19 protein-coding genes are annotated in these 20,304 nt (G+C 48.5%); 17 read left to right on the top strand and 2 right to left on the bottom strand.

The window, feature by feature from the left end:
• Positions 1–166 precede the first annotated feature (166 nt).
• From dnaK to A8707_RS26645, 8 genes are all read left to right on the top strand, one after another.
• Complete coding sequence (dnaK, locus tag A8707_RS01595) at positions 167–2,155, top strand: molecular chaperone DnaK (RefSeq protein WP_068814531.1); 1,989 nt, start codon at positions 167–169, stop codon at positions 2,153–2,155.
• A gap of 184 nt (positions 2,156–2,339) precedes the next feature.
• On the top strand, positions 2,340–3,479 hold the full coding sequence (gene dnaJ / locus A8707_RS01590; RefSeq protein ID WP_068814530.1) for a molecular chaperone DnaJ: 1,140 nt from the start codon (positions 2,340–2,342) through the stop codon (positions 3,477–3,479).
• A complete protein-coding gene (locus A8707_RS01585) occupies positions 3,476–3,706 on the top strand; it encodes a sulfurtransferase TusA family protein (RefSeq protein WP_068814529.1) in 231 nt (76 codons plus the stop codon). Before dnaJ ends, A8707_RS01585 begins: the two co-directional genes overlap by 4 nt.
• A 19-nt stretch (positions 3,707–3,725) precedes the next feature.
• Positions 3,726–4,856 carry a small ribosomal subunit biogenesis GTPase RsgA gene (gene rsgA / locus A8707_RS01580; protein ID WP_068814528.1) on the top strand — a complete coding sequence of 377 codons (1,131 nt, stop codon included), beginning with the start codon at positions 3,726–3,728 and terminating at the stop codon, positions 4,854–4,856.
• Positions 4,857–4,965: 109 nt separating this feature from the next.
• Complete coding sequence (gene rph, locus A8707_RS01575; protein ID WP_068814527.1) at positions 4,966–5,685, top strand: ribonuclease PH; 720 nt, start codon at positions 4,966–4,968, stop codon at positions 5,683–5,685.
• A 96-nt stretch (positions 5,686–5,781) separates the two neighbouring features.
• Complete coding sequence (locus A8707_RS01570; protein WP_068814526.1) at positions 5,782–6,210, top strand: ATP-binding protein; 429 nt, start codon at positions 5,782–5,784, stop codon at positions 6,208–6,210.
• Positions 6,207–6,458, top strand: coding sequence for a hypothetical protein (locus A8707_RS01565; RefSeq protein ID WP_068814525.1), 252 nt, complete (start codon positions 6,207–6,209; stop codon positions 6,456–6,458). Before A8707_RS01570 ends, A8707_RS01565 begins: the two co-directional genes overlap by 4 nt.
• Complete coding sequence (locus A8707_RS26645; RefSeq protein ID WP_074382448.1) at positions 6,446–6,730, top strand: type II toxin-antitoxin system RelE/ParE family toxin; 285 nt, start codon at positions 6,446–6,448, stop codon at positions 6,728–6,730. Before A8707_RS01565 ends, A8707_RS26645 begins: the two co-directional genes overlap by 13 nt.
• A gap of 60 nt (positions 6,731–6,790) precedes the next feature.
• Here A8707_RS26645 and trpB read toward each other — a convergent pair whose 3' ends face one another.
• Complete coding sequence (gene trpB / locus A8707_RS01560) at positions 6,791–8,101, bottom strand: tryptophan synthase subunit beta (protein ID WP_462686383.1); 1,311 nt, start codon at positions 8,099–8,101, stop codon at positions 6,791–6,793.
• Position 8,102: 1 nt separating this feature from the next.
• Between trpB and A8707_RS01555 the strand changes: the two genes are divergently transcribed.
• The 9 genes from A8707_RS01555 to A8707_RS01515 all read left to right on the top strand — a co-directional run bounded on the left by A8707_RS01555 (position 8,103) and on the right by A8707_RS01515 (position 19,193).
• Positions 8,103–8,465 (top strand): translation initiation factor, encoded by a 363-nt coding sequence (locus A8707_RS01555; RefSeq protein WP_068814524.1) that lies wholly within the window; start codon positions 8,103–8,105, stop codon positions 8,463–8,465.
• 24 nt (positions 8,466–8,489) lie between these two features.
• Positions 8,490–10,277: a glycoside hydrolase family 10 protein gene (locus A8707_RS01550; protein WP_068814523.1), complete on the top strand. Its 1,788-nt coding sequence runs from the start codon at positions 8,490–8,492 to the stop codon at positions 10,275–10,277.
• 77 nt (positions 10,278–10,354) lie between these two features.
• On the top strand, positions 10,355–11,935 hold the full coding sequence (locus A8707_RS01545) for an FAD-dependent oxidoreductase (RefSeq protein ID WP_068814522.1): 1,581 nt from the start codon (positions 10,355–10,357) through the stop codon (positions 11,933–11,935).
• 177 nt (positions 11,936–12,112) lie between these two features.
• Positions 12,113–14,113 carry an ABC transporter ATP-binding protein gene (locus A8707_RS01540; RefSeq protein WP_068814521.1) on the top strand — a complete coding sequence of 667 codons (2,001 nt, stop codon included), beginning with the start codon at positions 12,113–12,115 and terminating at the stop codon, positions 14,111–14,113.
• A gap of 11 nt (positions 14,114–14,124) precedes the next feature.
• Complete coding sequence (locus A8707_RS01535) at positions 14,125–15,336, top strand: glycosyltransferase family 4 protein (protein WP_068814520.1); 1,212 nt, start codon at positions 14,125–14,127, stop codon at positions 15,334–15,336.
• A gap of 4 nt (positions 15,337–15,340) precedes the next feature.
• On the top strand, positions 15,341–16,312 hold the full coding sequence (locus A8707_RS01530) for a glycosyltransferase family 10 domain-containing protein (RefSeq protein ID WP_068814519.1): 972 nt from the start codon (positions 15,341–15,343) through the stop codon (positions 16,310–16,312).
• Positions 16,313–16,316: 4 nt separating this feature from the next.
• Positions 16,317–17,315 carry a glycosyltransferase gene (locus tag A8707_RS01525; RefSeq protein WP_231947892.1) on the top strand — a complete coding sequence of 333 codons (999 nt, stop codon included), beginning with the start codon at positions 16,317–16,319 and terminating at the stop codon, positions 17,313–17,315.
• The gene (locus A8707_RS01520; RefSeq protein ID WP_068814517.1) at positions 17,312–18,217 is read left to right on the top strand and encodes an Npun_R2821/Npun_R2822 family protein; all 906 of its coding nucleotides are present in this window, start codon (positions 17,312–17,314) and stop codon (positions 18,215–18,217) included. Before A8707_RS01525 ends, A8707_RS01520 begins: the two co-directional genes overlap by 4 nt.
• A gap of 25 nt (positions 18,218–18,242) precedes the next feature.
• A complete protein-coding gene (locus A8707_RS01515; RefSeq protein ID WP_068814516.1) occupies positions 18,243–19,193 on the top strand; it encodes an NAD-dependent epimerase/dehydratase family protein in 951 nt (316 codons plus the stop codon).
• Positions 19,194–19,202: 9 nt separating this feature from the next.
• On the opposite strand, the gene A8707_RS01510 is transcribed toward A8707_RS01515, so the two are convergent.
• On the bottom strand, positions 19,203–20,291 hold the full coding sequence (locus A8707_RS01510) for an ABC transporter ATP-binding protein (protein WP_068814515.1): 1,089 nt from the start codon (positions 20,289–20,291) through the stop codon (positions 19,203–19,205).
• Between the last annotated feature and the right edge of the window lie 13 nt (positions 20,292–20,304).

The following is a 20,304-nucleotide window of genomic DNA, read 5'->3' as shown; positions in this document are numbered from 1 at the left end:
TTTGATTTGCGGCGAGAACGTTACAAACATTTTGAGATAGGGAATCATTCGGATCAAGCAACTGAACGGGTGAATACTTTCGTAGATCACTACGCAAATTCCACGCATTGGCTGCATCAATCTATCAGATCTGCATTCATCTCGCATAATCTTATCAGCGCTAGCTATGGGAAAAGTCATTGGTATCGACTTAGGCACGACAAACAGTTGCGTCGCTGTCTTAGAAGGCGGTCAGCCTGTTGTCATTTCTAACTCTGAGGGTGGAAGAACGACCCCCAGCATGGTTGGCTTTGGCAAGGCGGGCGATCGTCTAGTGGGGCAACTAGCCAAACGTCAATCTGTCACAAATGCTGAAAATACGATCTTCAGCATCAAACGCTTTATCGGTCGCCGTTGGGATGACACCCAGACAGAGCGCTCTCGCGTTCCTTATAACTGCGCCAAGGGTAAAGACAATACGGTTGATGTGCAAATCCAAGAGCGCAACTACACTCCGCCGCGAGAGCGCAACTATACGCCGCAAGAGATCTCAGCGATCATTCTTCAAAAGCTGAAGCAAGATGCCGAGAACTATCTAGGGGAGGCAGTGACGCAGGCGGTAATTACTGTCCCTGCTTACTTTAGTGATGCTCAACGGCAAGCGACCAAAGACGCAGGGACGATCGCTGGACTTGAAGTTTTGCGAATTATCAACGAGCCGACGGCTGCTGCCCTTGCCTATGGATTAGATCGACCGGATCAAGAACAATGCGTTCTAGTCTTTGACTTGGGAGGCGGCACATTCGACGTGTCAATCCTTCAGCTAGGAGACGGGGTATTTGAAGTCAAGTCAACCTCCGGAAATAACCATCTCGGCGGCGATGACTTTGACGACTGCATTGTTCAGTGGATGATGAAAGCATTTCGGCAGCAAGAAACCATTGACCTGTCCATTGACAAAATGGCGCTGCAAAGGCTGCGAGAGGCAGCAGAAAAAGCCAAAATTGAGCTTTCTGGTACGCTCAATACGACGATTAACCTGCCGTTTATTACCGCCGATGACACGGGTCCCAAGCATCTAGAGATGGAGCTGACGCGTGCCAAGTTTGAAGAACTCGCCAGTGCCCTGATTCAAAGCACGATCGAGCCGATGGAACAGGCACTCAAAGATGCAGAACTGACCATTGATGGCATCGATCGTATTATCCTAGTCGGCGGCTCTACTCGCGTCCCATCAGTTCAAGATGCGCTGCGCAAGTTTTTTAACGGGAAAGCGCCCGATCGTTCTGTCAACCCAGATGAAGCGGTGGCGCTAGGGGCAGCTATTCAAGCAGGAGTCTTGGGTGGAGAAGTGCAAGACTTATTGCTGCTTGATGTAGCACCGCTCTCTTTGGGGATCGAAACCTTAGGGGAAGTCTTTACCAGAGTCATTGAGCGCAACACTACGATTCCAACGAGCAAAACTCAAGTTTTCTCCACAGCTACTGACGGGCAGACCTCTGTTGAGATTCACGTCCTTCAAGGTGAACGGGCAATGGCAAAAGACAATAAGAGTCTCGGTAAATTTCAGCTAACCGGAATTCCGCCAGCCCCGCGAGGAGTCCCTCAGGTTGAAGTGGCATTCGATATTGATGCCAACGGGATTCTCAAAGTCTCTGCCCGCGACAAAGGGACGAATCGCGAACAGAGTATTGAGATTTCCAATACAGGCGGCTTGAGCGGCAGCGAAATCGAGCGGATGAAACAAGAGGCAGAAGTCTTTGCCGAAGAAGATACTCGGCGGAAATACCGCGTCGAGCTGAGAAACAAAGCGGACGGCTTGTTTGCCAGCTATGAATCGACGATGCGAGACAATGGCGAATTTATCAGCGACAGCCTCAAAGAGCAGGCAAACGAAAAAGTTGATGAACTCAAGAACGCGATCGCGAACCCAAAAATCAGCATTGAGGATCTGACTCAGAAAGTAGACGCGCTGCAACAAATTTTGTTTGCGATCGGGGCGGCTGTTTATGGGGGTCTAAACCAAGACCGCGAAGACTCCGGTGAACCGTCAAGCAATGGGGCTTCTAAAAAGCCTTCTCCCAACAGTGATTTCGATTTCGACAACGATGCAACTATGCCAGCAAATTTTGAGAATGATGCTACGATCACTGCTGATTATGAAGCAGTGGATTAAGCAAGCGGATTAAAATATCCGCTCAGAGTTTTTGCAGTTCGCCAAGGCTCCTGATCGCATCCGTTCGCTAGATTTCTTATATAAATGCTAGATTTAGGTCTGAAGCCGTAGTTTTGACTCAGCCGAAATCGCGGTCTATGAGAAGTCTGAGAACCTAGCCCCTCTACCCCTGACACAGCGTTCTATGGCTCGTGACTATTATGAAATTCTAGGTGTCGCTCGCGAAGCAGACAAAGAAGAAATTAAGCAAGCCTATCGTCGTTTAGCGCGAAAATATCATCCCGATGTCAATAGCGAGACGGGAGCCGAAGAGCGGTTTAAAGAAATTAATCTGGCTTATGAGGTGCTTTCAGAACCAGAAACCCGTGCTCGATACGATCGCTTTGGTGAGGCAGGAGTCGGCTCGGCAGCAGGTGCGGGCGGGTTTCAAGACATGGGCGATATGGGAGGCTTTGCAGACATCTTTGAAAGCTTCTTTAGCGGCTTTTCGGGAAGCGCTCCTGGCGGTCAGCAAACTGCACGTCGTCGAGGCGGTCCGGTTCGGGGCGATGACCTGCGGCTAGACCTCAAGCTAGATTTTCGAGAAGCGGTTTTTGGCGGCGAAAAAGAGATTCGGATTAGCCACTTAGAAACCTGCACAAACTGTAGCGGTTCAGGTGCAAAGCCTGGAACCCGTCCGCACACCTGCTCGACGTGTTCTGGAGCAGGTCAGGTTCGTCGAGCCACGCGTACGCCGTTCGGTAGCTTTACTCAAGTTTCTGTTTGCCCAACCTGTAATGGAACGGGACAGGTGGTTGATGAAAAGTGTGAAGTTTGCGGCGGCGATGGGCAGCGCCAAGAAACCAAGAAACTCAAAATTACGATTCCTGCGGGGGTCGATAACGGCACTCGCCTGCGGGTTTCGCAAGAGGGAGATGCAGGACAGCGAAACGGTCCTGCTGGCGATCTGTATGTCTATTTGTTTATCAACGAAGATGCTGAATTTCAGCGAGAGGGCATCAACATTCTGTCTGAGATTGAGGTGAGCTACCTACAAGCCGTCTTAGGGAGTCGTCTAGAGATCAATACGGTAGATGGAACTGAGGAACTGGTGATTCCTCCTGGAACGCAGCCTAATACAGTCCTGACGTTAGAAAGTCGCGGTGTGCCCAAGTTGGGCAACCCGGTGAGCCGTGGGGATCATTTGATTACCATTTCGGTGGATATTCCGACTCGTATCAGTGTTGAGGAGCGAGAACTGCTAGAGAAACTGGCAAAAATCCGAGGCGATCGAGTCGGCAAAGGTGGGATTGAAGGTTTTTTCGGTAAGGTGTTTGGCGGATGAGTAATGCTTCTGACGTGCAGATGGATTTGCGCGGAACCCCTTGCCCAATTAATTTCGTTCGCACCAAGCTGCGCCTTGAACAAATGCAGCCCGGTTCTTTGCTGGAAGTTTGGCTCGATCCCGGTGAGCCGATCGAGCAAGTTCCTGACAGCTTGACGATGGAAGGGTATCTCATTGAAGCGATCGAAGACCGATCGGGGTTCTTTGCTGTGAAAGTTCGGTGCTAGTCTTGGAAGGTTTTTTGTGATGAGTGCTGACTCAGAAGACCTCACCCCTGTGTCTAGTGAAATAATTCCGCAAACCTCAGATGTATTGTTGGGCAAGGTTCTGGCGGTTCAGGCAAATTATTATTGGGTGCGGGTTGAAGGGGAGCATCCAAAATCGATGCTGCTATGCACTCGCCGATCGCTGTTGAAAAAAATCGGTCAACGCGTCATGGTGGGCGATCGAGTTCGCGTCGATGAGCCAGATTGGATTCAAGGAAGTGGGGCGATCGCGGAGATTTTTCCGCGCCGTTCTGTGTTGGATCGCCCTCCGATTGCTAATGCCGATCAGATTCTTTTAGTGTTTGCGCTGTCAGAACCGACGATCGAGCCTTATCAACTGAGTCGATTTTTGACTAAAGCAGAGTCAACAGGCTCAGAAGTTTGTCTGTGCCTCAGCAAAAGTGACTTAGCCACGTTGGAAGAAAAGCAGCATTGGGCAGAGCGTTTGGCTGAGTGGGGCTACTGTCCGCTTTTTATTAGCGTCCGCCAGAGAATGGGTCTGTCGGAAATTAGCGATCGTCTCAGTCAAAAGATTACAGTCGTCGCAGGTCCGTCTGGTGTTGGCAAGTCGAGTTTAATCAATCAACTGATTCCAGCCGCAAATTTGCGAACTGCGGCAGTATCAGGAAAGTTAGCCAAGGGTCGCCACACCACGAGACACACTGAGCTATTTGAGTTGCCAACTAGCGGACTGCTGGCAGACACTCCTGGATTTAATCAGCCTGACTTAGACTGCGCTCCAGAAGATTTAGCAGATTATTTCCCAGAGATTCGGCAGGGATTAGCGGTGGCGAGATGTCAATTTAACGATTGCACACATCGCGATGAGCCGGGATGTGTAGTGCGCGGCAACTGGGAGCGCTATGAACACTATCTGACTTTTTTAGAAGAAGCGATCGTCTTTCAAGCCCACCTTAATCAGCAGTCTGACCCAGACGCGGCAATGAAGCTGAAGTCTAAGAAGGGTGAGGCACAGTATGAACCCCGTCTAGACACGAAGAAGTATCGGCAGGAGTCACGGCGGACTCGGCAGCAGTCGCTTCAGTCACTTAAGAATGACATCGATCGTCTGATGGAAAGTGATGAAGATGAAAGCGACTCAGGGAATTAGCCAAGTTATCGTCGGGTACTGGATGCGGAAATTCTGAAGAGATTAAGTGCTAGAGATGGGAAATTAGACGCTGGAGAGGTATTCTAATCAGGGATTCAAGGTGATTATCATGACCTGGACACGACCTGACGATCGACAACCCGATCAACTCCGACCTGTCTCATTTGAGCGACAATTTACCAAGTTTGCAGCCGGATCGGTGCTGGCAAAGTGTGGCGATACGCAAGTTTTATGCACCGTCAGCATTGAGCCGAAAGTACCCAAATTTCTCTTTGGTAAGGGGGAAGGGTGGCTGACCGCAGAATATCGAATGTTGCCCGGTGCCACGCCCGAACGCCAATCGCGAGAGTTTCTCAAACTGTCGGGTCGCACTCAAGAGATTCAGCGTTTGATTGGGCGAAGTCTGCGATCGACGCTCGACATGAAAGCTTTGGGCGAACGCACCATTACGATCGACGCTGATGTTTTGCAGGCAGATGCTGGGACACGCACAACTGCGATCACAGGGGGATTTGTTGCGCTTCAAGATGCGATTCATGAGTTGTTAGAGTGCGGGGAACTGCTGCGATCGCCGATCGTGCATCAAGTGGCTGCCACCTCAGTTGGGCTAATTCAAGATCAGGCGTTTTTAGATCTGAACTATGATGAAGATGTGATCGCAGATGTAGACTGCAACATCGTGATGAATGACTCGTTTGGTATTATTGAAGTGCAAGGAACGGCTGAGGGAAAGAGTTTTAGCCGTCAGCAGCTCGACCAAATTATGGATCTTGCTGAGAAAGGAATTCGAGAATTATTTGCGCTACAGCGTCAAGCTCTTGAGCAATAGGGTTGCGGATTTTTCAAGAACAGGGAATCATAATAGATAGATGAAGATTAAGTCTTGCGAGTTTTAACCCTTCAAATATACTGATTTAGCTTGGACATGTCTCACCAAGATCATCTGACGGTTAACAGTGATCTAACGGTCCTCAACTCTGTGCAGAAGTGGTTTGAGAAATTTTGGTTGCGGCATCACTCGTCGATCGCACGGCGTGACCATCAGCTATATCGTCTGAACCTCGCTTTAGCTGAGGGGTTTACGAACGCAGTTCGTCATGCTCACTCTGGGCTATCAAGAGACACGTCGATCGAGATTCAAGTCATGATGGATGACGATCGAATGGAGATTCGCATCTGGGATTGGGGACAACCATTTAACCCCGATAATCTTGAAGAACCCAAACCAGGAACGCTGCGAGAAGGTGGCTATGGCTGGTTTTTGCTGCGACGGCTGACTGATCAGGTGAGCTACGATCGCCAGGGGCAACGCAACTGCTTACTCATTGTCAAATACACCACTAAAAGCGGATGACTACTCACCAATCTTCGCCTGAGACTGCCAAAACTTCTGATTTTCAGACCGCGATCGAGGTCGTAGAAGCTCTACCGCTAGAAGATCAAGAAATTCTGCTGGACATTCTTGCTAAACGCCTGAGACATCAGAAACGAGATGAATTTGTCGCATCTATTAAAGAAGCGCAAGAAGAGTATGCTAAGGGAAATTTTCGCAGGGGTTCGGTGGATGACTTATTAGCGGAGCTAGACAGTTGCCCAGACTAAACTGGAGTCCGAAATTTGCTAGAGAATATAAGCGGTTCGCTCGTCGCAATCCTCAACTCCGACCTTTAATTGAACGAACGTTACGGCTCTTGGCTGAAGATCCTCGTCACCCTGCTCTACGAACTCATAAATTGAAAGGGGAGTTGGCTGATGTTTGGTCATGCTCCATTGACTACAACACTCGCATTTTGTTTGAGTTCGCTGAAGATTCTGAGTCGAATGAGATAATCATTGGGCTTCTGAGGTTAGGCGTTCACGACGATGTTTACTAAACGCAAATCGCCCTCTGCTGTTAGTTAGCAAAGAGCGATCGCCATCCAAAGATTGAGAAGTTACGGATTCAGGATTTTAGAAACCGTCAGCACGTCTTTGTCACCGCGACCAGAGCAATTGATCACAAGGCGAGGGCTGCCCGTTAGTTGAGGACAGAGCGTATCGAGGTAAGCGATCGCGTGTGCCGTCTCTAGAGCAGGAATAATTCCTTCTAGCTGCGACAATTGCTGGAAGGCATCTAACGCTTGCTGATCGGTTACGGCATAATATTCGGCGCGTCCAAGCTCCATTAAGAAGCTGTGTTCGGGACCGACTCCTGGATAATCTAGCCCTGCGCTGACCGAGTGAGGCTCAATCACCTGACCGTCTTCATCTTGCAGCAGATAGCTCATTGCCCCGTGCAAAACGCCGACTCGTCCTTTTGTAAGAGTTGCCGCGTGTTTTTCGGTTTCGACTCCGTGACCTGCCGCCTCGACTCCGATTAGACGAACCGTTGGCTCGTCGATAAACTCGTGGAACAGCCCGATCGCGTTCGATCCGCCACCCACACACGCCAAAAGAATGTCTGGCAAGCCGCCCCACTTCTCGTACGCCTGAACGCGAGTCTCTTGACCAATCACCGCATGAAAATCGCGCACCATCATCGGATAGGGATGCGGACCTGCAACCGAGCCGAGAATGTAGTGCGTCGTCTCCACATTCGTTACCCAATCTCGAATCGCCTCAGAACACGCATCTTTGAGCGTCCCTGTGCCCGATGCAACGGGGCAAACTTCTGCGCCCATCAACCGCATCCGAAAGACGTTGAGCGACTGCCGCTCCATATCGTGTACACCCATATAGATGATGCACTTCAGCCCAAATCGGGCGCACACTGTTGCGGTTGCTACCCCATGCTGCCCGGCTCCTGTTTCAGCAATGATGCGCTGTTTGCCCATCCGTTTGGCAAGGAGAGCTTGAGCCAGGGCATTGTTAATTTTATGTGCCCCGGTGTGGTTCAAATCTTCTCGCTTGAGATAAATTTGGACACCTGTGCCATCGGGTCGAGCGTAATGCTCAGTTAATCGCTCCGCAAAATAGAGCGGACTGGGGCGACCCACATAGTCGCGTAAAAGTCCTTGAAGCTCTTGCTGAAAGTCGGGTTCATTGCGATATTGCTGATAGGCTGCTTCTAGCTCAAATAGAGCAGGCATCAAGGTTTCAGGGACATACTTCCCGCCAAACTTGCCAAATCTGCCGAGAGAGTCGGGTCGGCTTTGAGGTGAAGAATCTGCTTGGAGACTGCGAGGAAGCGGTGTAGTCGTCACGATCGCTAGATGAGGATAGAGAACACCCTTTATTATAGAGGTCGGCAGTTTTCTTGTTCTCACTATGGCAGTTTCAAAGCGCAAATCTTCCCAGTCTGGTGATTCCAAGGATCAGATCGTCTACTCTGAGTTTGGCAATAGCCACTCAGAGGCATTACAGCGAGGTGTTCCTGACTTGCTGCCCAATCAGCAGAATTTGAGAGTGCAGGTGTCTCGCAAAGGTCGGGGTGGCAAAACCGTGACTGTGATTACTGGATTTCAAGGAAAAGCCGAAACGCTGGCAGATTTGCTGAAAAAGCTCAAAAACCAGTGCGGAACAGGGGGCACCGTTAGAGAAGAGACGCTAGAGATTCAGGGCGACCATGCTCAAAAGCTGTTGCAAATCTTGGTGCAGTTGGGCTACAAAGCAAAAGTTAGCGGTGGTTAAACAAAGTCGCTTCTCAATACTAAAATGTTAAATCGCTATCGTTGGCAGTTCCGATCGCTCTGTCTATTTGTTTCTCTACTGACGTTTGTTGGAGTCTTTCTATCGAAGGCTCCGCCATCTTTATCTCAGACTCGATTTGCTGATATTCAAGGTCATTGGGCGCAACCCTGCATTGAGGCGCTGACCAAACAGAAGATTATCAACGGCTATTCTGATGGGACGTTTCGCCCCAACAATCCCGTGACTCGTGCAGAGTATGCGGTTCTGCTCGTCAATGCCTTTCCGGGAGTGGTAAATGCGACGCTTCCGGGTAGAGACCTTCAGTTTCGAGACGTTCCTCAGAGCTACTGGGCGTTTGGTGCGATTTATCAAGCCGTAACTGCCTATTTTTTCTCTGGCTATCCTGATAAGACTTTTCGACCGAATCAAAAGATTCCTCGTGTTCAGGCGTTGGTTGCCCTTCCTGCCTATCGATCGCAAAAGCCCGTCGCTGAAACGCTGGCTACCTTCACCGATTCTCAAGCCATTCCTGCTTATGCAAAAGACGCGATCGCGGGTGCCGTTGAGCAGCGAATCGTGGTTAACTATCCCAATGTCAAACAGTTTAACCCCAATCAGCCTGCAACACGGGCAGAGATCGCCGCTTTTCTGTGTCGAGCCTTACCCGGAACAGCAAACCTCGTGCCAGAGCAATATGTAGCAGGACAGCCAAAGACAGCGCTGAGTGAGATTCGTGGGGTTTGGCTGACGAATATTGATAGCGATGTGATGTTTAGTCGCGATCGGCTCACCAAAACCGTTCAAGAATTGGCAGACGCAAATCTCAACACTCTTTATCCCGCTGTCTGGAACTGGGGTTATACCTTGTATCCCAGCCAGACGGCTAAACAGGCGATCGGGGTTGCCTACGATCCGCGACCTGAAGCGGTGGGGCTGACCGATCGAGATATGCTCAAAGAATTTGTAGAACAGGGACACCAGCGCAAATTGAGTGTGATTCCGTGGTTTGAGTTTGGGTTTATGGCACCCGCCGACTCAGAGCTGGCGCGACTGCATCCTGATTGGTTGACGCAGCGATCGGACAAAACGCAAGTCTGGCAAGAAGGCAAATATTCGCGCGTTTGGCTCAACCCGTTTAAGCCAGAAGTGCAGACCTTCATTTCTAATTTAATTTTAGAACTGGTTAATAATTACGATATCGATGGGATTCAGTTTGATGATCATTTTGGATTGCCGTTTGAGTTTGGCTACGATGACTTTACAGTTGCACTTTATCAGAAAGAAAACGCCGGAAAATCTCCTCCAGCCAATGCCCAAGATCCAGCTTGGACAAAGTGGAGAGCCAATAAAATTACGGCATTCATGACGCAGGTTTTTGAGTCTATCAAAGCTCGAAAGAATCACGTTTTGATCTCTCTATCGCCCAATAATTACAATTTTTCTTATACTCACTCGCTGCAAGATTGGCGCGATTGGGAGCAAAAAGGATTGCTAGAAGAGTTGATTTTGCAAGTCTATGGAGACAGTCTTGCAGGATTTGCAGATGAACTGATGCGTCCTGAAGTGCAGGCTGCCCGATCGCATATTCCTACCGGAGTCGGCATTCTAACTGGATTGAAAGATCGTCCGATCGCCTTTAAACAGATTCAGGATCAGGTTCAACTGGTTCGCGATCGCCAGTTTGCCGGAGTCTCGTTTTTCTTCTATGAAACAATGTGGAACTTATCAGGAGAGACAGTGAGCGATCGCCGTTCTGCCTTCGCAAAACTATTTTCAACTCCGCTCTATCGACCCAAATTCCCACCTGATTAAAGATTTTTACGAAATTTATCCTCCTATCGCTGGATTCATCTCTAGAATCGATTCAGTATTTGGGAGTCATTTTCGTCATGACCGCAGCCACGCCCTCTACCACCCGCACCTATGACATTATTTGCTTTGGAGATGAAGTCCCCGGACTGTTAGCGATCGTCAGTGCCGCGCGCGAGTTTCGCCGTCGCATTGGCAAGAATCCTCGCACGCTGGTGATGTTTAAGGGCAACTCGCCCGATGGAGTGGGTGGGCACTTAGTTCGGGGAGGGTTGGCATATCTCGATCGCTCCCATGTTCCCCCAGAGGTGCGATCGGCACTCGGCTTATCGACGTTTGGCGATCCTGCCACGCTGTATAAAGAATTTTTGCAGCGATCGGGCGTGACCGAAATTGCTCTTGACCCGCGCAAAGCCGACGCTGCTCTGCGAAAGATGTTGAGTGAGGCGGGCGCAGACATCATCAGCAGAATCGAGATTCAATCGGTGATCAAAGACGGCACTAGAATCGCGGGAGTTTTGCTGGACAACGGCACCACGTTTTTAGCCAAACAATTCATCGATTGCACCGTGAATGCAGAATTAGCTCAAGCTGCTAGAGTTCTCAAGCTGCAAGGCTTTGGGACGTTTGGCTTACCTGAATCAGAACTGCCCGTCACGCTAATTTTTGAAACGGAAGGACTAACGATCGCGCGTCTGCAACAGGTTGAGTTGGCGTATCTCAAGCGGTTCACAAACTCCAACGATGCAGAGGCTCAACGATTGATCCAGATTGCGGCTGGCTCCGATCCCAGTTTAGTAGCGTGGTTTAAAAAAGATCTGGTAGATGAGCGAGGTGCCTTAAAAGTAATGCGGGTTGGCTCTGATCATATTGATGTTCGCTGCAAAGCGCTGTCGATCGCCTATCACGCCTATCGAGGCAACCGATTTTCGCTCTCTGCGAGTGGTGCCATTCTTGACGCAGGCAATATCGCCATTCTGTCGGGCGGTAGACTCTCTTGGAATGCCCTATTATGCAACGTTACAGGCTCTCAAGCCGAAGCGATCGCTAGAGCAGATTCAAAGCCCACTGCGGCGATTTTGGAGGAAATGTCCTTTGTCGATCGCTTCATGAAAAGTCTAGGTGCGACGATCGTCCGACCTGCTAAAGAGCTTTATATTCGTCATGCTGGGAATGTGACCGGAGTCGTTGAGCCGTTGAGCGGTGCCCAAATGCTCGAAGGAGGAACGTTTGCTGGTGAAGCGATCGGGACGTTTGGCTATCCCTTAGACGTGCGAGGCGGCATTGACGGGTTAGGCGCAAAAGCCGCCGCAAAAGGCTTTACCAGCATCAGCTTTCACAAACCGCCGCTCTTTAATATTGGAATTCGCCACGCCTTGCTAAAATCGGTTCCCAATCTAGCGGTAGTCAGTCCTGCGTCAGGCTTTGATGGCTATGCGTGTGCGGCAGGCAGAATTGTCGAATTTAACGCAGCAGTCGGTCAGGGCATCGGCATTGCTGCAACACTGGCGCTGACGACTAATCGCGACCTGGCAACGATTTCTAATCTCGAAGTCAGACAAGTGCTGGCGCAAACGAAACAACTGCCGCGTATTTATGGCAAGAGTTACGCGATCGAAGCCTCCCGTCTCCGAGAATTTGAGAAGATCATGATTGCATAGGGGAACGATCGAGTCTCCGTAAAATCCCGTAGTCTTACCGTCTTTTCACGGAGACGGTTTGTAAATGGTTTAATTTGTTTTTCCAAAAGCTCGATAACTTTCACTGAAGACGGGATAAATAGAAGGAAGCTAATTGTTTTGATTTGCCCCTTTGTTACCTTTAGCTAAAAATCTTGTATGTCCCCCAACAAACTGCTCCTAAAATTTGCCCTTCGGCACCCGATCTGGGTCGGTTTGACGATCGTTTTGGGGTTTTCAGGCGCGTTGTTTAATGGGGTCAGCACCGTTCTGGTAGTTCCCGTAATTTTGGGGTTTTTGGGGCAAGATGCCAGTCTCAAAGGAGCGCCTCCCGTCCTGAAGCCGATCTTTTCACTCTTGAGCGGCGGAAATAACTCGAATCTGTTGCTGATGATGGGCGTAATCCTAGTCGCGATCGCCCTTAAAAATGTCACCACTTACGCCAGCACATTGGCATCAAGTCACTTATCGCGATCGCTGGTGAATGAGATTCGTCAAGACGGGCTAACACTCCTATTGGAAGTCGATTTAGATTTCTATGCCAAAACCAAAATTGGGGATTTAATCAACCGTCTCGGTGGTGAAGTTGGGTCAGCCGCCAATGCAATTCGGATTGCGATTCAGCTATTGACCACCGCGATTACTATTTTAGTCTTTGTGACGTTGCTGCTTGCAATCTCGTGGCAGTTGACCATCGCATCAACCGCGCTGTTGCTGTTTGTGTCGGTTGCCAATCACTACTTTGTAGTCAGAGCTAAACGATTTGGACAGCAGCTCTCTGATTCCTCACGCGATTATTCTATTCGGCTGCTAGAAGTTCTTAACGGAATGCGGCTCGTTAAAGCAACGGGCAACGAATCGCGAGAATACGGACGGTTAAAGGATTTGATCCACGATCGTGAGCAGGCAGAATTTCGATCTCAAGCCAACACGGCACTGATTGCACCCGTGAATGAGATGGCGGGAATTTTAACGGTGCTGGCGATCGTCATTCTGGGTCGAATGTTTTTTGCGACTCAGCTTGCATCGCTATCCACAGTGCTGCTGACTTATTTGCTGATTCTGTTTCGTCTGCTGCCGTTTGTGTCACAGCTTAATGGCATTCGAGGCGGATTTGCAGGAGCGGCTCCGAGCGTTGCGGTGGTGCATGATTTTCTGCGGCGTGACAACAAACCGTTTATGCAGCAGGGCACTCAGCCTTATCAGCGTTTGCAAGAAGGCATCCGGTTTGAGGGCTTATCGTTTGCTTACCCCGGTCATGACAGCTTGGTGTTAAACCAGATCGATCTGTGGCTGCCCAAAGGAACGACATTGGCGTTGGTCGGTTCATCAGGGGCAGGCAAGTCTACGATCGCGGATCTGCTGCCCAGATTTTACGAACCTATTCAAGGACGCATCACGATCGATCAGCGCGATCTCCGCGAGTTGGATGCGCGATCGCTGCGTCAGTCGATGGGCATCGTCAGTCAAGATACGTTTCTCTTTAACGACTCAGTGCGAAATAACATTGCCTATGCGTGTGAGAACGTCACCGATGAGCAAATTGTCGAAGCTGCAAAACGCGCTAATGCTTACGAGTTTATTGTCAATCTGCCTCAAGGGTTCGACACGCCGATCGGCGATCGCGGCGTGATGTTATCGGGTGGTCAGCGTCAACGTCTAGCGATCGCTCGTGCTTTGCTGCGTGACCCCGATATTCTGATTTTGGACGAGGCAACGAGTGCGCTTGACACCGTTTCTGAGCGACTTGTGCAGCAAGCTCTCGACGAATTGAGCCGCGATCGTACCACGCTGGTGATTGCTCATCGTCTTTCAACCGTTCAGAAGGCGGATCAGATTGCCGTGCTCGATAAAGGTCAAGTTGTCGAAGTGGGCACCCACGAGAGCTTATTGCAAAAACAGGGACTCTACGCCCGTCTTTACGCGATGCAGTTTTCAGACCATGAACAGCCGATTCATCACCAGCAAGTGACTACCCCTCATGACTTTCGCACGTCGCTCGACTCGATGATTGGGGCGCTGCAACTGGTAGTTGATGGAGTAATTGACGATCCTCAAGAGCAGACAGAATTTACTCAAAGCGCTTATCACTCTGCCCTGCATTTGCTGAAGAGTCTGGACGCGATCGAGCACATTAACCAGCATTCAAACGCAGAATAGAGGAGATTATTTTGAAAAAACACTATCTTTTCTTCTCAAATCATCTGTCGCTCAAGCCAGACACGGCTCACGAAATTCACGATGTTTTGTGTGCAAATGCTGCTGCAAATCTGGGTTATTCGTCGGTGTTAACTTATCCCGATCAAACATTAGGGAAATTTAATCCGATCGCGTGGGCAGATCCGTTTAAGCTACAGAAACCTAATCAGCGATTTGCAGAGTTTTATGACACTCAAGACTATTTAAAGATTGCTCCTTTACCGATGCCGTGGTTCAGCGATCGTCACTCTAGCAAATTCACAAATTCCAGCACGATCGCCTGTAAGTATTATTTTCCAGTTCACATTTTGCCAAAGACTCAACTCGTTCAGACTCGCAACTGGAACTTTGCGAAAGCGGCGGTTAAAAACGAGATTCCGGTGATCTACGAATCTCACTATTATCAAGAAACTCCGTTTGAGAAAGCGATCGTGTCGAGTCCCTGGTTTCAAGCTGCGATCACACAATCGACTCTGACACGAGAAAATTTAGTGCAGTGCGGAATGCCACCTGAAAAAGCGGTTGCCCTTCATAACGGGTTTGAGCGATCATTCTTAATTAGACAACCTCAAGAGGCTGAACATTGGCGGCGAGAGCTATTAAAAGATGGACGGAATAAACTGGTAGTCTACTCTGGTGCGTTGTACAAATTTAAGGGAGTTGACCTATTAGTCGAAGTTGCTAAAGAGTTACCTGAGATTCAATTTGTGGTGACTGGTGGAACAGAGTCTCAAGTCAGTTCCTACCGAGAACTTTCTCAACAAAAAAGTGTTGGAAACATCACGTTCTTAGGCTGGATCTTGCCTCGTCAACGGTTAGTGAGTTTATTTCAAGCGGCTGATATGCTCGCTCATCCTCACTGCTCTGGAAAGGAAGCCGATTTTACAAATCCGGTTAAGTTCTTTCAATATATTGCATCTGGAACCCCCATTGTAGCTACTGCAATCGTGCCTCTTCTAGAATTCAAATTGCCTCACTTAGCAATGGATTGGTGTGAACCAGATAATTCAATACAGTTCTCAGATTGTCTAAGATTTGCCCTCAAAAAATATCCTAGAAAAATTGAAGGATACGCAGAAAATATTGAATTTGGAAAACAGTTTTCTTGGGAAAATCGTATTGAAAAGATTCTGAGTTACGTGGATGAAAGACTGCGACCTAAGACCATCAATTTAAACGAATAGATAGATGACTAAAAAGATTGTTGGAATGATTAGTAGCTATACAGGACTGACTCCTAGTCCGGTTGATTGGCTTTGGCAACAAACGCCTCATCCATTTGGAATGTGGGACAGGATTCAAATGTTGGCAAACGCTGAAAAGCCAGATTTTTTGCTGCTTTATAACTTTAATTCTTTTCCAGAAACGCCTCAAAATGTGAATTGGCTTAACGCACAACGTAAGCAGAAATGCAACGACGAGGAAATACGATCGCTGCATTCTAAATTGCGTGGAATTCCTAAAGAACGCACGATCTTTCTTATGCGAGAACCGCCCTTAGAAGAAATAGTACAAAAAAATATTGACTTCTACGAAAAAGCAAAGCCTTATTGTGGCTATATTTCTGGACCTGATGACTTTGCCCCCATTCCAGACTATATGCCTGCAATTTGGTACTTAACGAATCCTTTTCACGACTTAGCAAAACAGCATTCTCCAGAGAAAGTGAAGCCCTGTAGTTGGATCACATCAGGCATTAGCCGAACTGTCAATCATCGCAAGCGATTAGACTTTTTGAGACTGCTGCGATCGAGCGATCTTGATGTCGATTTCTATGGGCGAGATCTGCCAAATTGGGCAAACTCAAAAGGCGCGATCGGGAACAAATGGTATGGCATGGCTCCCTATTATTACAATCTGTCGATCGAGAACTATGCCGACAATAATTGGTATGTCAGCGAGAAGCTGTGGGATTCTCTCCTATCCTGGTGTTTGCCCATCTACTATGGAGGTTCAGCAGCCGACAAACTGTTGCCTCCAGGGAGCTATTTGCGGCTCCCTAGCTTAGATGAAAAAGGCTTAAATTACATTCGAGAAGTGACCGCCACACCTGACGCTTGGTATGAAGCAAAAGACGCGATCGCGGAAGCAAGACAAATCATTTTACACAAGTTAAATTTAATGGAATGGGTGTCAAATTTCTCTAAGAATTTTTTGTAATTTGATGATGAAAAACGGTATTTACATACTCGCAAACGATGTTGTTTATGACCAGCTTGTAGCGCTGTTAAACAGCATTGAGTTAAATGCGGGAGGTCACTTTCCAGTCTGCATCATTCCCTATGACGATCGCTTAGATAAAGTTCGTCAAGAAATTCAAACACGAGATAATGTTTCTCTATTTGAGGATCAAAGCTGTATCGATCGCTGGGAAAACTTTGCGCGAGAAGTTTGGCAAGCTCATCCAGTCGTCAAAAGCACTTGGCAAAAAAACGGCATTTTTGATGTTTACAGAATGGGAATGCACCGTCGCTTTTGTGCATTTGAAGGAATATTTGAAAACTTTATTTATCTAGATGCCGATATTTTAGTTTTAGGCTCGTTGAAACCGATTTTTCACCAGTTAAGTCAATCGGATTGCGTGGTTTATGATTTTCAATATAAAGATCCTGCTCATGTCTATAGTGTAACGTCTGAAAAGCTGCTAGAAACCTTTACTCAACGTCGGGTTTGTTCAGAAGTTTTTTGTGCTGGCTTATATGGATCAAAACGGGGAATATTTAGTCAAGAACACCTTGATCAACTGCTCAAAACCTTAGCCGATGGAGAATCAGAACTTCTCTACTCCAACGCTCCTGATCAGACGATCGTGAATTATATGATGATGCGATCGAACTACTCGATCTACAACTTTGCTTTAGAATTGCCTTCCGACGAAAGCACAGGATGCTGTGTTACGTCACCTCACTTTAAAGAACGGGAGCACTTACTTTACGATCGGGGCAATCGCCTCACTTATTTACACTACATTGGGTTGGCATCGAGTTTATTTAGTCGGGTTTGTGAAGGAGAAAAGATTGACTTTCCCTATCGAGATATTTTTCTGCACTACCGCTACTTACACGAGCCTGACAATCGACCCAGGCTCCAGCAATCTTCGCCTAGTGTGATTAGCCGACTAATGCAAAAACTTAAGTCTGTTAGACAAGGAATCTCATTATGAGTCGTGGCATTTACATTACAGCAAACGATAAAGTCACAGATCACGCGATCGCTCTAATTAACAGCATTCGAGTGCATGATTTAGACACGCCGATCGTGCTGATCCCCTATGATGACAACTATCACCAAGTTGCAGAAATTCTCAAAGAACGGCATGGGGTGCGCGTTTATGAGGATTTAGAGTTTATAGATCGCTTATCAAATCGATTACACGAAATTTTTGGCGGTGATTTTTTTGCTCGCCCAAATCAGTTTCGGAAGCAAGCCTGTTGGTTCGGTGAGTTTGACGAGTTCTTATATATCGATACCGACATTGTTGTATTTGAGAAGCTAATTGACAATCTAGATTACTTTTCTGAATGCGATTTTCTCTCCTGCGACTATCAGCACTTAGGGGGCATCAATAATGTATTTACCCCTAAAGTGATTAAAGATGAAATCTTTAATCAAAATGAACTTAGAGATATTTTTAACGGTGGCTTCTGGGCATCTAAAAAAGGGTTGATTTCTGAGCAAGATCTTTACGATACGTTTTCAGAATGTGCGGCTCATCCTGACTATTTTGATTTTTCTCAAAAGACATCTGATCAGCCAATCATTAACTACATGATCCTCAAGCGCATTGCCCGACGGTTTAATATTGTTCGTAGACCCAAAGGCGCACCTGGAAACTGGGCTGGCAGTTCGCACTTTTTGGTGGATGGCGATCGCTTAATTGACCCCACCGTTGACCAACCCTTGCAATATCTACACTGGGCTGGCATTCGCATTCAGCCTGGTTGCCCTTATTGGCAGATTTGGGAACATTATCGTTATCTTCACGAACCGAAGCCGATCGAACCGCCACAAGTGGTTAAGAAATCGAGCATTTGGCAACAGTTTGTGAGCAAAATAAGCCGTTAGGTAACAACCATTTCATCAGAGAACTATGGTCACGAATATTGTCACAGGCGCAGCAGGATTTATCGGCTCTCACTTAGTAGACACTCTGCTGAGTCAAGGGGAACGAGTCATCGGCGTTGACCAATTCAACGATTATTATGATCCCCTGCTGAAGTGGAAAAACGTTGCGGGCTTCATGCAGCATCCAAACTTTAGGCTGGTCGAAGCTGATATTCAACTTTTAGATTGGCAGATGCTCTTAGCCGACGTGGATGTGGTTTATCACCAGGCGGCTCAAGCAGGAGTGCGCGCCAGTTGGGGAGCCGGGTTTCGCTCATACACCGAGCGGAACATCAACGCGACTCAAGTGATTTTAGAAGCCGCGAAAGATGCCAAGCAGCTCAAACGATTTGTCTATGCTTCAACGTCATCGGTCTACGGCAATGCAGAAACGCTGCCAACTTACGAGACGATCGTGCCTCAGCCTGTTTCACCCTATGGCATTACTAAACTAGCGACAGAGCGGCTGTGTGACCTCTATCATCACAATTTTGGCGTTCCGGTGTGCTCGTTGCGCTACTTTACGGTTTACGGTCCGCGCCAGCGTCCTGATATGGGGTTTCACAAGTTCTTTAAGGCGGTGCTAGACGATCGACCCATTACGATTTATGGCGACGGACAGCAGACCAGAGACTTTACGTTTGTCAGCGACGCGATCGCCGCTAATCTTGCCGCTGCAACCGTTGAAGCCGCGATCGGAGAAGTCTTTAACATTGGCGGCGGCAGTCGAGTCGTACTCAAAGAAGTGATCGACACAATGGAAACGATCGTCGATCGTCCGATTCGGCGCGAACACATCGGGGTGGCGATGGGAGATGCCCGACACACCGCAGCCGATGTCACCAAGGCACGAACGATTCTCAATTACCAGCCCAAAGTGGCGCTGACCGAAGGGCTGATTCAAGAATGGGAATGGGTGAAGAGGCTTTATCAATAAGAGAATCTCTCAGCCTGTAGGGTAGATTCTCTGTCCGGTAGTTGGGTCAAAGAGAAACAGGCGATCGAGATCCAAACTCAGAGGCAACCGATCGCCAGAAATCACCCGCAAATCGGGGCTGACTTGCACGTTTAGCGTGATTTGTGGCGATCGTTCTTCCGTCGGCAGTTTTACGCGAATGAGCGTTTCTCGTCCCAACGGCTCGACGACGCTGACCTCAGTGATCAAGTGAGCATCCTCGCTGACTCGAATGTGTTCTGGACGGATGCCCAAATCGAAATGCTGTCCGGCATGAAGCGAGTCGCCTAGAGTTGAAGGACAGGGAATCTTTTGTCCCTCAAGGTGAAAGGAATCGCCTGTATAAGTGACAGGCAGAATATTCATCGGCGGATTGCCCAAAAAAGTGGCAACCATTCGGTTGGCAGGGTGAGCATAAATGCTTTGGGGTTCTCCAATCTGCTGAATTTTGCCTCGCTCCAAAATGACAATCCGATCGGCAAGGGTCATCGCTTCTACTTGGTCATGAGTGACGTAGATCGTGGTGATGCCGACCTGTTGATGCAGTTGCTTAAGCTCTGAGCGGGTGCCATCTCGCAGTTGAGCATCGAGATTAGACAGCGGTTCATCGAGAAGAAACACCTGGGGCTGACGGGCGATCGCGCGTCCTAATGCGACTCGCTGCTGCTGCCCACCCGATAATTGACGCGGCTTACGGTTTAACAGGTGAGTAATATCTAAAATCCGCGCCATCGTTTCGACGCGCTCCTGCTGGGTTTTGGTATCTGCTCCGCGCATCTTCAGCCCAAAGGCGATGTTCTCAGCTACCGTCATGTTCGGGTAGAGCGCGTAGTTTTGAAACACCATCGCCACATCCCGCTGACGAGCCGGGACTTGATTGACCAGCACCTCTCCAATGTATAAGTTGCCCGATGTCGCCGATTCTAGCCCCGCGATCGTTCTCAAAATCGTAGACTTGCCGCACCCAGACGGACCGACCAACACCCAAAACTGACCATCTGGAACCTCAAAGGTGATGTCTTCGATCGCCACAGCCTGACTAAATCGTCGCGTGATGCCGTCTAATTGGACACTTGCCATAAAACTAGCCCGT

Origin of the sequence: Phormidesmis priestleyi BC1401, from assembly GCF_001650195.1 — a bacterium.
GTDB lineage: Bacteria > Cyanobacteriota > Cyanobacteriia > Leptolyngbyales > Leptolyngbyaceae > Phormidesmis_A > Phormidesmis_A priestleyi_B.
This window is presented reverse-complemented; position numbering and strand designations above follow the sequence as displayed.